The sequence below is a fragment of the Collinsella aerofaciens genome, assembly GCF_020181355.1.
In the GTDB taxonomy this organism is placed as follows: Bacteria; Actinomycetota; Coriobacteriia; order Coriobacteriales; family Coriobacteriaceae; genus Collinsella.
This window is the reverse complement of record NZ_CP084004.1, coordinates 1,869,558-1,883,595: the sequence shown is the minus strand read 5'-3', so window position 1 is coordinate 1,883,595 and position 14,038 is coordinate 1,869,558. Positions and strand designations below refer to the sequence as shown.

At 61.0% G+C, this 14,038-nt stretch carries 10 protein-coding genes; 3 read left to right on the top strand and 7 right to left on the bottom strand.

The window, feature by feature from the left end; translation table 11 throughout:
* Positions 1-140 precede the first annotated feature (140 nt).
* Both LCQ44_RS08165 and LCQ44_RS08160 read left to right on the top strand, forming a co-directional pair.
* Positions 141-3,437 carry a 4-alpha-glucanotransferase gene (locus LCQ44_RS08165; protein ID WP_225093558.1) on the top strand — a complete coding sequence of 1,099 codons (3,297 nt, stop codon included), beginning with the start codon at positions 141-143 and terminating at the stop codon, positions 3,435-3,437.
* 88 nt (positions 3,438-3,525) lie between these two features.
* Positions 3,526-3,762 (top strand): FmdB family zinc ribbon protein, encoded by a 237-nt coding sequence (locus tag LCQ44_RS08160; RefSeq protein WP_225093557.1) that lies wholly within the window; start codon positions 3,526-3,528, stop codon positions 3,760-3,762.
* An 87-nt stretch (positions 3,763-3,849) separates the two neighbouring features.
* Here LCQ44_RS08160 and LCQ44_RS08155 read toward each other — a convergent pair whose 3' ends face one another.
* The gene (locus LCQ44_RS08155; protein WP_225093556.1) at positions 3,850-4,473 is read right to left on the bottom strand and encodes a hypothetical protein; all 624 of its coding nucleotides are present in this window, start codon (positions 4,471-4,473) and stop codon (positions 3,850-3,852) included.
* 191 nt (positions 4,474-4,664) lie between these two features.
* On the opposite strand from LCQ44_RS08155, the gene LCQ44_RS08150 reads away from it, so the two are divergent.
* On the top strand, positions 4,665-5,927 hold the full coding sequence (locus LCQ44_RS08150) for an IS30 family transposase (protein WP_225093555.1): 1,263 nt from the start codon (positions 4,665-4,667) through the stop codon (positions 5,925-5,927).
* 219 nt (positions 5,928-6,146) lie between these two features.
* Here the strand turns inward: LCQ44_RS08150 and LCQ44_RS08145 are convergent, their stop codons facing one another.
* The 6 genes from LCQ44_RS08145 to gltX all read right to left on the bottom strand — a co-directional run bounded on the left by LCQ44_RS08145 (position 6,147) and on the right by gltX (position 13,821).
* Complete coding sequence (locus tag LCQ44_RS08145; RefSeq protein ID WP_225093554.1) at positions 6,147-6,419, bottom strand: hypothetical protein; 273 nt, start codon at positions 6,417-6,419, stop codon at positions 6,147-6,149.
* A 190-nt stretch (positions 6,420-6,609) separates the two neighbouring features.
* Positions 6,610-8,010: an RsmB/NOP family class I SAM-dependent RNA methyltransferase gene (locus LCQ44_RS08140; protein ID WP_138112501.1), complete on the bottom strand. Its 1,401-nt coding sequence runs from the start codon at positions 8,008-8,010 to the stop codon at positions 6,610-6,612.
* Positions 8,007-8,927, bottom strand: a complete 921-nt coding sequence (gene fmt, locus LCQ44_RS08135; protein WP_225093553.1) for a methionyl-tRNA formyltransferase — start codon at positions 8,925-8,927, stop codon at positions 8,007-8,009. Before fmt ends, LCQ44_RS08140 begins: the two co-directional genes overlap by 4 nt.
* 320 nt (positions 8,928-9,247) lie before the next feature.
* On the bottom strand, positions 9,248-9,784 hold the full coding sequence (gene def / locus LCQ44_RS08130; RefSeq protein WP_138112497.1) for a peptide deformylase: 537 nt from the start codon (positions 9,782-9,784) through the stop codon (positions 9,248-9,250).
* An 18-nt stretch (positions 9,785-9,802) separates the two neighbouring features.
* On the bottom strand, positions 9,803-12,256 hold the full coding sequence (priA, locus tag LCQ44_RS08125; protein ID WP_225093552.1) for a replication restart helicase PriA: 2,454 nt from the start codon (positions 12,254-12,256) through the stop codon (positions 9,803-9,805).
* A gap of 89 nt (positions 12,257-12,345) precedes the next feature.
* Complete coding sequence (gltX, locus tag LCQ44_RS08120; RefSeq protein ID WP_138112493.1) at positions 12,346-13,821, bottom strand: glutamate--tRNA ligase; 1,476 nt, start codon at positions 13,819-13,821, stop codon at positions 12,346-12,348.
* Between the last annotated feature and the right edge of the window lie 217 nt (positions 13,822-14,038).

Genomic DNA, 14,038 nt, shown 5'->3' with positions numbered 1-14,038 from the left:
GTAAAACGATTTTCTAGGACAACCGTTCGCCGATGGTAAACGGATGTTGTTTATACAGCCTGTGTACAACAGATATACTTATATCCTGTGCGTAAAGCCCATGGCCAGCAGGCCATGATTCAATTGAACTGGACCGTACTATGAGATTGATACACAACAGCCGTCTGCCGCAGTTTCGCACTCCGTTTGGCGCTGTGACCACAGGAACTACCCTTTCGCTCTCCGTGATTCTGGAGGATGCCGACCCCAACCAGGCAACGCTCACCCTGCGTACCTGGGTCGATGAAGTCGGTGAGTCTCTGTACCCCATGACGCACGAGGGCGACGGCATATTTACCGCCGAGCTGGAGTGTACCGAGCCCTGTCTTATCTGGTACAGCTTTATCTGCAATATCGAGGGCCAGCCCGAGGTCCGCTTGGGTGCACCGCAGGGCCGCACCGGCGGCGAGGGTGTGACCTACGACTACGCCGAGGTCCCGTCGTTCCAGATTACCGTCTACAAGCACCGCGAGAACCGTCCCACCTGGTACGAGCGGGGCATGGTCTACCAGATCTTCCCCGACCGCTATGCCCGCGACGAGCATTGGCGCGAGCGTACGCTGGCCGAGATCGAAAAACCGCGCAACGGAATCCAGCGCCGCATGGTCGAGGACTGGAACGAGCCGCCCGAGTACGAGCGTGCCGAAGACGGCTCCATCAAGACCTGGGATTTTTACGGCGGCTCGCTCAAGGGTATCCAAAATGACCTGCCCCGCATTGCCGAGCTAGGCTTTACGGCCATCTACCTCAACCCCATCTTTGAGGCCGCGAGCAACCACCGCTACGACACGGCCGATTACACCAAGATCGACCCGATTCTGGGCACCGAGCAGGACTTTACGGAGCTGTGCAAGGCGGCCGAGAAGCTCGGCATTTCTATCATCCTGGACGGCGTCTTCAACCACACGGGCGACGATTCGATCTACTTTAACCGCTACGGCAATTATCCCGGCGTCGGTGCTTGGCAGAGCGAGGACTCGCCGTGGCGCGATGCGTTTTACTTCCATGAAGACGGTTCGTATGACTGCTGGTGGGGCGTGGGCAACATGCCCGCCATCAATGAGAGCTCCGAGCTGGTGCGCGAGAAGCTCCTGGGCAAGGACGGCGTGATTCGCAAATGGCTGCGCGCCGGTGCCCACGGCTGGCGATTGGACGTGGCCGACGAGCTTTCCGACGACTTCCTGGCCGAGATCAAAAAGGCCGTGCTCGCCGAAAAGCCCGATGCGCTGCTGCTCGGCGAAGTCTGGGAAGACGCCTCCAACAAGATCAGCTATGGCCATCTACGCCGCTATCTGCAGGGTTCTGAGCTCGACTCTGCCATGGACTACCCCTTCCGCGACATGGTCATCGGCTTTTTGATGGGCTACAAGAACGCATATCAGGCTGCCGAGGACATCGAGACCCTGCGCGAGAACTACCCGCGCGAGGCACTGGCCTGCGCACTCAATCTGCTTTCGAGCCACGACCGTCCTCGCATCATCTCAGTACTCGGCGGTGGCCCCGACGAGTCACAGCTGCCCGAGAGCGAGCGCAGCAAATGGCGCCTGGACGATAACTCGATGGGCCTGGCCAAGAGCCGTTTTTGGTTGGCGACGCTCATGCAGATGACCTTCCCGGGCGTACCCTCAATCTATTACGGCGATGAGTACGGCTTGGAGGGCCTCACCGACCCGGGCAACCGCCGTACCCTGCCGACCAAGGACCAACTCCACGACTTCGACACGCTGGCCATCGTTAAGAACGCGTCTGCCGTGCGCCGCGCGCTGCCCTTTATGGTCGATGGCGAGATCAAGGCCTTTGCGCTCAACGACGAAGTCTTGGCTTACACCCGCACGGGCAAAGACGGCGAGGCCGCGACGGTTATCATCAACCGCAGTCTGCGCAATTCGCACTGCGTGACGATCCCAGCGCTCGGCGAATGTGCAAGCGACGTTATCAGCGGCCACGAGTGCGAGATCCACAACGGTACCGTCACGCTCGACCTGTACCCGTTGGGCTCTTCGATCATCTATCACCATTCCGAGAAGCGCCTGCAGGAGCCGCTCGATCACGGCGCGGGCGTCGTGTGCCACATCACCTCGGTGCCGACCGATGACGGCAAACCCGGCACAATCGGTGCGCCCACGCGTCGCTTTATCGACCATCTGGCCGCCATGGGCATGCGTTACTGGCAGGTCCTGCCCGTCAATCCCACGGACTTCTTCCGCTCCCCCTACGCCGGCCCCTCGGCCTTTGCAGGCAATATCGACCTGCTGCCCGAGGGCCACGAGGAGCTGGCTGCCGACTTCGTCACCTGGAAGGCCCGCGGCGGCGAGGATGCCGACCCGCTGTACACGGCGTTTAAACATCGCAACGCCGACTGGCTCGAGAAGTACTGCGTCTACATGGCGGTAAAGAAGCACTTTGAGGGACTGTCACGCCACGATTGGCCGGCGGATGTCGCGCGCTACAACGAGTACCTGATCGATGACAAGCGATTCCACGACGAGGCCGAGCTGCAGGCGTACATGCAGTATCGCTTTGACCTTGCCTGGTGCGAGCTTATGAACTATGCACACAAGAAGGGCATCGAGGTCATCGGCGATATCCCAATGTATGTCTCGGACGATTCGGCCGACGCGTGGAGCGAGCCCGAAAACTTCTGGCTGTCCGACACCGGCAAGGCGATTGAGATTTCGGGGGCGCCGCCCGACAACTTTGCACCCGAGGGCCAGGTCTGGGGCAACCCCACCTTCCGCTGGGATCACATGAAGGAGAATGGCTATCGCTGGTGGCTCGACCGCCTGCGCCGTGCGTTCGCACTCTACGACCGCGTGCGCCTGGACCACTTCCTGGGTTTCCACAGCTACTTTAGCATCCCCGCCGGCAAGGCCTGTTCTGAAGGTCGCTGGCTGGCTGGTCCGGGCAAGGACCTGTTCCAGACGGCCTACGACGAGCTGGGTCCGCTCAACTTTATTGCCGAGGACCTGGGCTATTTGACGCCTGGTGTTCGCGCGATGGCTTCGACCTGTGGCTTCCCCGGCATGGACGTACTGGAGTTTAGCAACTACGACGTTCGCTGCGGAATTCATCCCACGCCGGGCAAGATCCTGTACACCTCGACGCACGACACCTCGACGCTTGCCGGCTGGTGCACGCACTCCTTTGCGGGCGGCGACGAGCCGAGCGGCATTGCATTGGCAGGCGAGCTCATGGGCAACGCCTTGGCCAGCGATGCTCCGCTCGTTATGATGCCGCTGCAGGACGTGCTGGGGCTGGGCGACGATGCACGTATGAACGTGCCGGGCGTGGCCACGGGTAACTGGACATGGCAGGCGCAGGAGGCCGACATTGCTGCGGCCGAACAGAAAACTGCGAAGCTCCTGCGCAGCACCCATAGATTCTGGGGCGAAGCGTGATAAAACCCCCGATATAGGGTACAGTTACAGCTGTTTGAATTTTTGCGGGCAGAGCGATCTGCCCGCTTTGTGCTGAAAAGGAAGTATTATGGCGCGCTACGATTACAAGTGCACGAGCTGCGGCAACGTGTTTGAGGTTGAGCACCCCATGTCCGAGACGCCCGAGGTCGTATGCCCTAGCTGCGGTGCCCCGGCATCCAAGACGTTTTCGGCCAGCGGCATTAAGTTCGACGGCAGCGGTTTCTACAACACCGACCAGCGCAGTGGCGGCTCCAGCACCAGCGCCACCAGTGGCTGCTGCGCCAACTGCCCGCATAACCACTAGTGACAAGCGGCCCCGCGATCAAGCCCGATCGCGAGGCCGCTTCTTTACGCTATAGGTAGCTAATTAATTTTTAATAATTAGCATATTTTAAAATCCGCCCATACCAGCAGAATAGGGATCGTCACAGGTACCATCGCTATACCAATGAGTAGACCCCACGTAATTGCCATTTTCGTCATAAACATCCATAGTTTTAATGACTACTTTGCCGCCGCCGTTAGAGGAGCCTCCCGAATAGCCGCTTCCACCAGAATAATTATTACCGCTATAAGAATTGTTGGAATAATTGTTTTGCTGAGAAGCCTGCTGCTGAGTCTGCGCCACTTCCTCTTGAGTCTTCGCCTCAGCCTCTGCTTTTGCCTTATTTACATCATCAATACGAGTTTGATAACGACTAATCTGTTCATTGATTTGATCAATGAACTTCTTAGAATCCTTTTTGGCATCTTCAAAAATAAGCTTCTGATTATCTTTATTAGAAATATCATTAAGAAGGCCATTGAGGCTATTAATATGCTGCTGGAGAGAGTCAGTATCTTCAGTAGAATTTACATCAAAATTAACATGGTCAGTTACAGAAGTATTCCACTCATCATTTTGAGCATTACGACAGTCTTTAATAATGGAATCGTATTTATTGAGCAACTTCGTCCAATCAGGGGAAGTGCCATCCGCATACTTAAAACTGTCATTAGAGATTTCTTTATTCAAAATCTCTTTATTATTTTGAGCATTTTTAATGGTATCAAGACGTTGCTCAAAAGTTAGTCCTTGATTCTCATTTTCATTGCAACAGCCTCAGGACTCAGCGCAACGCGTTGCGCTGAGTCCTGAGGCGCGAATCCGGGTAGGCAACCCCAGAGGGGCCGGAATCCCCCGGCCCGCGATGGAGGGAGGCCGGCATGTCCAGACCCAAGCCGTCCGGAAGGTCGTACGGGAGGCTCACGAGGCACGAGAGGAACACGGTCGAGAGGATGCTCGACCGCAACCGCAGCGCCCGCGAGATCGCCGCGGAGCTCGGCAGGTCGCCGTCGACCGTGACCAGGGAGGTGGCGGCGCACCGCTACGTCACCGCGCCGCGCTCGCGCTACGGCGAGCCCGCGCCCGCGGACCTGTCGGGGGCCTGCCCCAGGCTCTCCGCGTGGCCGAGGTGCTGCAACGGCTGCTCGCACAGGAGGGGCTACGGCTGCTCGAGGAGGCCCAGGGTGTTCTACAGCGCCAGGAGGGCGCAGGAGGCGGCCGACGCCGAGCTCTCGGCGAGCAGGTCCGGGATCGACGAGACCGAGGAGGGCGCCGCCGCCAAGCTAGCGGCCATCAGGGACGGGCTCGCGCGCGGGCTCTCCCCGCAGCAGATAGCGGCGACGACCCCCGGGCTCAGCGCCTCCACCGTCTACAGGTGGGTGGACGCCGGCTACGACGGCATGACGAACATGGAGCTCAGGCGCAAGGTCGGCTACAGGCCGAGGTCGCGCCGGGCCCCGAAGAGGGCGACGTCCCACTCGGCGCGCAGGTCGCACGCGTCGTTCCTCGCGCTCGGCGAGGACGCCTGCGCCGCGGCCTGGGAGATGGACACCGTCGAGGGCCCCAGGGGCGACTCCGCCAGGCTCCTCACGCTCCTGCACCGCCCGAGCCGCTTCCAGCTGGCCCTGCCGCTGCCGGACGGCACGTGCGCCTCGGTCCTGGCGGCGCTCTCCTCCCTGCGCGGGGTCCTCGGCGAGGACGGCGCGAGGCGCGCCTTCGGCGCCGTGCTCACCGACAACGGGAGCGAGTTCGCCGACGAGGGCGCCATCGCGGCGCTGTTCGGCGAGCGGGACGGCGAGACCAGGCTCTTCTACTGCGACCCCCGGCAGAGCCAGCAGAAGGGCGCGTGCGAGAAGAACCACGTGGAGATCAGGAAGCTGCTGCCCAAGGGCGCAGGGGCCAGGTTCGACCGGCTGACGGCGGCGGACTGCGCGCTGCTCATGTCGCAGGTGAACTCCGAGCCGAGGGGGGCGCTCGGGTTCCTGACGCCGGCGCGCGTGCTGCGGGCGGCCCTCGGGGAGGACGCCTCCGCCCTCATGGACGCGTTCGGGATAGAGGAGCTGGCGCCCGGCGAGCTCGACCTCACGCCCGGCTGCATCGACAGGGCCAGGGCCGCGAGGGGCGAGGGGCCGCTGGCGGGATAGGCGGCGGGCCGGGACATGGGCCGGAGGGCCCGTTGCGCTGAGTCCGGAACGGCTGCGCGGCGGGCTGGCGGAGCATGCGGCGGCGGCATGGGGGCACCGGCCTCCACAGCCTCTCCACCTGCGGAAACGAGGCGACGAGCAGGTGCCGGGGGCTATTTCCGCGTTGCGCTAGCTGCGGAAACGCGGGGCCCGTTCAGGCTGTTGCGTTGAGATTGAAAATCAACCCTCAAAAGTTAGTAACCCAGGATCAGCCTTAAAGGCAGCAACACTATCGCTAGCCTTTGAATACAAAACTTCAACCTGCTGATTATGTTCACTACATGCTTGTTTGTAATTGTAATCAGCATAACCACCGACACAACCAGCAATGAGCAGAGCAACAATACCGGCACCAATAATTACCCGCTTTTTAATCGAAGAATTCTCAACCTCTTCATTTTCCTGAGTATTATCTTCAGGATTGTCAATCTTGTCACTATTAAGTTCGTTCATTTTAACCCCTCAATATTAAATCTGCGAGCGGTTCATGCATCCAGAAACTTACCAAACCCAACCGCTTACTTTCATACCCCATTTATTAATCCCAGTTCCAGAAAAATCTTCCTTATGAGTTGCGGTGAAATAGGGACTGTTTGGTGGGTAGAAGCCGCTATTCAATCCCTATTTCACTGCAACTTAGTTGTTACTTGTGGACCAGGCGGGCGCAGAAGTGGCCGTCGTAGGAGTCGGCGTTTACCGGCACGCTTTGGAAGAGGCCTCGAGCGTTCTGGCGGACGGAGACGAGTTTCTTAGCCTGGGCAAACTCGGGCAGCTGCAGGATTTGCGCCTCGGAGAGCGGCGCCACGGTAAAGCCGGCACCCTCGGGAGAAGCCAGGAAGGCATCCACGACCTGAGTGTTCTCCTCAGCAAAAACCGAGCAGGTGGCATAGATAAGCTCACCGCCGGCAGCCACGCGCGCGGCGGCTTCCTTGAGCATCGTCTGCTGCAGTTTAGGAAGCTCAACCGTCACGTCCTTTTCGGTCAAGCGCCACGGAATCTCAGGATGACGGCGCATGGTGCCGGTACCCGAGCACGGGGCATCGATAAACACCGTATCGAACAGAACGGGTTTACCAAGCATCGCATCGAACGACGTGAGGACCGTATCGAGCTCGCACGCATCACCCGAGACGGTACGAACGCCCTTGATACCAGCCTTATGCAGGCGCGCAAGATTCTGATCACACTTGCGATCGTGCAAATCGAGTGCAGTGTGCTGACGGTCGTAGCCGGCACGCTTAGCCTGGCACATCATCACATACGTCTTGGTACCACGACCGGCGCCAATCTCTAGGCAGCGCCCGGGACGAGTAGCCGCAGTAGCGATGAGCTGAGCGTTAAGGTCCGAGGCCACGGCCGCCGCGCGTTCAAACACACCCGACGCAACTGTGGCCTGTGCATCGACCGGCGCATGGCAACCCGGGAACACAGGCGCAACAAACTGCGAGATATACGGATCGGGCTTGGTCGCAAAGGCGTTCTCATGCAGGGCCAGCGGAGCGGGGGCCAGATTACCGGCAAAGCTAAGCGCGCCCTCCGGTGTGTCAAACGAAGCCATAATACGAGCGCACAGCCAACGCGGCAGACCCAACAGGCGCGACAGACGAACCAATCGGCGCTCGGACTCATCGGCATCCGCCGCAGTGGCAAAGTCCTCGACGTTGTCCGCGACCTTATGCAGCACGGCATTGGCCAAACCGGCGGCAGACTTAGCTCCGCTGCGCACCAGCTCAACGCCCTGACTCACCGCAACGCGGCCAGGCGTATGCAGGTAGAGCATCTCAAAGGCCGAGATGCGAAGCGCCATGCGAACACGCGGCGCGACCTTTTTGGGTTTATCGAGAAACTGGTCGAGCAGCTCGTCCAAAATGCCCTGGGTGGCTGCAACACCAAGTGCCAAACGAGCCGCAAAAGCAGAATCGCGCTGGTCAATGGCCTTAGCTGTAGCGCGGGCAGAGAGCACGTCGCGTGCGTACATACCGCGGCGATCGGCCTCCATCAACACATCGAGCGCAAGCTTGCGCGCGGGGGAAAGCTTGCTCATGACAAAACACCCCACGTCAGATCGGCACCCTGCAGGCCGGCAGCCCAGGCAGAAGCAGCCATGGCACGCTTGCCATCGGGCTTAACCTCGAGCAGCTCAACCGCACCATCGGAAAGCCCCAGGTAGACACGCTTGCTCTTGACGGCAACAGTGCCCTCGCCAAGCGACACATCAGCCGGCGCAGCATCGAGCACGCGAACCGTCTTGCCGGCAATCACACAACGGGCGGGTGCGGTGTCAGACGAAGCCAGGACATGACGCACGCAATCGAGCGCCGACATCTGAGGATCCAAACGCATCTCCTGCTTAGAAATCTTGGCAGCATGCGTGACAAGGGACTCATCCTGCTCGGTCCACACCGCCGTGTCATCGGCAAGCGCGGGCAGCGTATCGGCCAGCAGATTACCGCCCAGCTGGCCAAGCTCCATCGTCAGTGCCTCGGCATGCTTACCGGCAACCGAGGTCGAGGCCTGCGCGCAATAAGCGCCGGTATCCACGCCATGTCCAATACGCATAATGGAAACGCCGGCAACATCGTCACCAGCAAGAATGGCACGCTGAATAGGAGCAGCGCCACGCCAACGCGGCAGCAGCGAAGCGTGAACATTCACAATACCGAGCGGCGCCATATGCAGCACCTCATCGGGCAAAATGCAGCCATAGGCAGCCACACAGAAAATATCAGCCTGCGCAGCCTGGAGCGCCTCAACAACCTCCGGCGTCATACGATTAGCCTCAACAACCGGCAACCCCAGCTCAAGCGCCTTGGCCTTAACGGGAGAAGGCTCAAGCTTCTTACCACGCCCACGAACAGCATCAGGACGAGTAATGACAAGCGCAATCTCGTTCCCAGCCTCAACAAGCGAAGCCAACGAAGGCACAGCAAAATCAGGCGTACCCATAAACACAATACGCATAGAGAACGTCTCCCCTCAACCAAAGCCGAGACGGCTACAAATAACAGCGGAAAGCCAAGTACCCAGCCCATCCGCAATAACATTTCAACAAGAACAAATATACCCAAAACCAAAGAAAGAGCCGCAATAAAAGCAGCTCTTCCAACAAAGCAATTATCAGCGAAGACGCCCCTCCCTGGCCCACGGCACCCGGGCGAGACAAGCAGCGTTAACGTAGTCCCCGGGGCACCCGTCTATATCGTCCCGCGCGCAGTTTCGCAGCGCAGCGAGAATGTTTGAGCACGGGATGATATAGGCGGGTGCCCCGGGGACGGACAAACCTACTCCGTCTCGCCCGGTCGAGCGCCGCGGGCCAGGGCGTCCTGGTACTCCTTGACGGCCTTGAGCCTCTGCATGGGCTTGAGTCGCTCGAACATGGTGTTGCCGTGCAGGTGATCGATCTCGTGCTGTAGGCACACGCAGAACAGATCGCCCGAGGCCTCGTAGCGAATCAGGCTGGCATCCAGGTCATACGCCTCGACGACGACATGGTCGGGACGCTCGATCTCGCAGCTAATGCCGGGAATGGACAGGCAGCCCTCGCTAAACGGCACCAGATGGTCGCTCTGCTCAACAATGACAGGGTTGATGAGCACGTACGGGTCATAGTCGTTCTTGTCGCTGTAATCGCAGTCGATGGTGACGAGTTGGATGAGCTCGCCGATCTGCGGAGCAGCCAGGCCGCAGCCGCCGTTCTCGAACATCATCTTCTTCATCTTCTCGGCAAGCGCCTCGATCGCTGGGGTGATTTCCTCGATGACAGCGCACTCCTGGCGCAGACGAGGGTCGGGCGACAGTACGATTCCGTTGGCTTCCATGGCCATCCTTTCGGGTTGTTACATCAAATCATAGGCGTCGACGTCAACACTCACGCTCACGCCACGCACGGAACCCACCTCTTTGAGGCAGGCATCGATATCATCAGAGACATGGTACCCCACGGGCGACTTCACAAGCAGGTGGAAGCGATAACGGTCCTTTGCTCTCTCGATTACACACGAAGCAGGGCCCAGCACCTGCGGCGCAGCACTCCCCGCCCTCAAAAAGTCGGGAGCGGCGACATGCCAGCGGCGCTTGAGGAGTTTCGCGATGCGACCGATGTAGTCTTGCGCTTCGTCTCGGTTCGCCGACCACACCAAGATGTTGACCAGGCGAACAAACGGCGGATACAGCGCGTCGCGACGCTGGTCCAGGTCGTAGTCGATAAAGATCGAACGGTCGTGCTCGGCGACGGCGCGAATGACCGGGTCCTTGGGCAGATAGGTCTGGATGATGACCTCACCGGGGCGATCGCCGCGACCGGCGCGGCCCGCGACCTGCTCCAGCAAATCGTAGGCACGCTCCCCCGCTCTAAAATCGGGCAGCTTTAACGCAAAGTCGGCATTGACCACGCCCACGAGCGTGACCTCGGGAAAGTCGAGGCCCTTGGCGATCATCTGGGTACCCAGCAGCACCGCGCAATCGGCCGCATCGAACTGCTCGAGCAGCTTTTTATGCGCGTCCTTGCCACGCGTGGAATCGGCGTCCATGCGAATGATGGCGACGTCCTCGGGCAGCATCTGGTGCAGCGCGTCCTCAATCTGCTGCGTGCCCAGGCCCATTTTTGCCAGATAACGACTGCCGCATTTGGGACAGCGGCTCGTGGGCGCCGGATAGGGTTGCACGCGCCAGGACGAACCGCAGGTGTGGCATTGCAACGTGTGCGTGCGTTCATGATACGTGAGCGCGGTGGAGCAGTGGTTGCAGGTGGGAACGCAGCCGCATTCGCGGCACATAAGGAACGGCGCAAAACCGCGGCGGTTGTGCAGCAGCACGGCCTTCTCGCGACGTTCAACCACGCGTTCCAAGCCTTCCATCAGCGGCTTTGAAAACATTGAGCGGCTGCCGTGCGAAAACTCGCGCCGCAGGTCGGCAATGCGGACCTCGGGCAGAACGGCGTGTCCCGGGCGCTCGGGCATCTCGGCACGAGTCCAGGTGGCACCGTTGTACATGCCGCGACGGCAGCGGTCGAGGGCCTCGGCAGAAGGCGTGGCCGAGCCCAACACAAGCGGGCAGCGATAGCGGCGAGCCATCTCGGCCGCCACCTCACGCGCGTGGTAGCGCGGGCTGGAACCCTGCTTGTAGCTGGTCTCATGTTCCTCGTCGATGATGATGAGGCCCAAGTCGCTGAGCGGGCAAAAGAGCGCCGAGCGGGCGCCCACGACCACACGTGCGGCACCGCTGGCGACCATATCCCACTGGTCCAGACGCTCACCAGCAGAAAGACGCGAATGGAATACAGCGACCGTCTCACCGAAGCGCGAGCGGAAGCGGCCGACAGTTTGAGCCGTCAGCGAGATCTCGGGCACGAGCACGCAGGCCGAACGGCCGGCCGCTAGCACGCGCTCGATGGCGGAGAGGTACACCTCGGTTTTGCCGGAGCCGGTGACGCCGTCAACCAGCACCACGTCGCCATGAGCGTCCAGACGGGCGCGCTCAATCTGTGCGAGTGCCTGTTGCTGACCGTTGGTAAGGGAGACCGGCGCCTTACCGCTTGCCGAGGACAGCGTGGTCTGCTCGTTGCAGCCACGCCAAGCACGGCGCTCCTCTACCACCACGACGCCGCGCTTTTCGAGCGCCTTGATGGTCGCCGACATGCTGTTATAGAGCAGGTTGAGGTCGCGCGTCGTGACCGGTCCGCACTGGAGCGCCTCGATGAGCTGACGCTGGCGAACGGCGGTTTTGGGCGGCGTATAGTCAAATCCCTCGGGCGTGAGCATGACCCAGCGGTTTTGGATAGGCTTGACGGCGGGACGTTCAACCGTCCACACGCCGTCGTCGCCCTTGACCACCCGCGGGCTGCCGCCCGGGGGCAAGAACAGGCGCAGACACTCGGAAAGCGTCGCGACATACTCGCGGCTCATCCAACGTGCGATACGGGCAGCCTCCGCGGTAAAGAGCGGTTTGCTGAGAATCGCCTCGACGGGCTTGATGCGCGCAGGATCGAGGACCTTGTTGCCTTGCAGGTCGCCCAGCTCAGACGCAATGTCAATGATATAGCCCGCGGCCGCACGGTTGCCAAAATGGACCAGGACCGTAGACCCGACTTGGGCCTCGTTGGCGAGGGATTGCGGAATGCCGTAAGCAAACGGCTCGGACAGCGCACGCGTCGGGATGTCGAGAACCACGCTCGCATAGGCGGCGACGGGTTCGGGTGCGGGCCCGGGCTGCGCCGGGGCGGCGGCAGGAGCCGCGGGCTTCGAAGCCTCCTCCGGTTCCGGCGAACCAAACAGCGACAGTTGCTCGGCCATGGCCCCAGCACCTCCCATCCCATTCGTCTTCAGAAACAAGAGCCCCGCTCGGGGTGAACGGGGCTCGGATACGTGCGTTTACACGGCTGCTACAGCGCCATCGTGCGGGCGCGGTCGATGCGCGCCAGGCAGTCGTCGCGGCCGACGAGTGCCATGGTCTCGCCCAGCGGAGGGCTCACCATGTTGCCGCAGACGGCAACGCGCACGGCTTGGAACACCACACGCTTCTTAAGGTCCATCTGCTCGGGCAGCGGTTCAAGCGCGGCGTCGATGTTGGCAGCCGTCCACTCGTCCACGCCCTCGAGCGCGGCCTTGGCGGCATCCAGAATGGCACCCATGCCCTCCTTGGCCAGGCCCTTGTTGACGGACTTCTCGTCATACTCGAGCGTCTCGGCCGTAGCGAAGATGGGAGCGGCGACGGTCACGGCGTCGGTCGGCATCTTGGTGCGCGGCTTGACGATGGCGGCAAGCGCATCGATCCAATCCTCGCCGTACTCGACATTGCCCTCGATGAGACCCGCCTCGTGCAGCTCGGGGACCATGATCTCGTCGGCAAACTGAGCATCGGACATGCCATTGATGTACTCAGCGTTGACCCAATCGAGCTTCTTGGGGTCAAAGGTCGCCGGGTTCTTGGAGATGCGATCGAGCGAGAACTTGCTGGCCAGGACATCGCGCGGGATGATCGTGGTCTCGCCGTCGAGCGACCAGCCGAGCAGCGCCAGGTAGTTGACGAAGGCGTCGGACAGGTAGCCGGCGTCGCGGTACTCCTCCACCGAGGTAGCGCCGTGGCGCTTGGAGAGTTTCTTGCCGTCGGCGCCCAGGATCATGGAGATGTGGGCGAACGTGGGCACGGGCGCGCCGAGGGCCTCGTAGACCATGACCTGACGCGGGGTGTTGGACAGGTGGTCGTCACCGCGGATGACGTGGGTGATCTTCATCATAGCGTCGTCGACGACGGTCGCGAAGTTGTACGTGGGCGTGCCATCGGAGCGGAAGATGACAAAGTCGTCGAGCTCCTTGGCGTCGAAGGTCACCTCACCGTGGACGGCGTCGTGGATGACGACGTCGCCGCGGTCCTCGGGCACCTTGATGCGCAGGACGTAGGACTCGCCGGCCTCGATGCGGCGGCGGGCCTCCTTGGGATCAAGATCGCGGCAGCGGCGCTGATAGCCCTGGAAGGGGTCCTTGCGCTCCTGCGCGGCCTTGCGATCGGCGTCGAGCTGCTCCTTGGTGCAGAAGCACGGATAGGCCTTGCCCTCGTCCCAAAGCTTCTGGGCAGCCTGCTTGTACAGGTCCAGGCGTTCGGTCTGGGCGTAGGGGCCAAAATCGCCGCCCACCTCGGGACCCTCGTCCCAGTCCAGGCCCAGCCAACGCATGGCGCGCAGGATGATCTGCGTGTTCTCGTCGGTGGAGCGGGTGGGGTCGGTGTCGTCGATGCGCAGGATGAACGTGCCGCCGTTTGCGCGGGCGAAAGCCCAGTTATAGATAGCGGTGCGGGCGCCGCCGATGTGCAGCTTGCCCGTCGGTGAGGGTGCAAAGCGGACGCGAACGTCTGATGCCATGGAAATCTCCTCGATTGCAGGATGGATGTCTAACTGCACCAGTATAAAGCATCAAAGCAACCTCCGCACATAGGGCACCGACCCAGTCATTGGGTAGCTAATTTTGGGACGGGGCTTTTTTAGCTACCCTATATCGAGATTGGTCTTAGGCTCCGAAGACTCCGGATTGGGTAGCTAAAAAAGCCCCGTCCCAAATTAGCTAACCAATGGCTCGGTG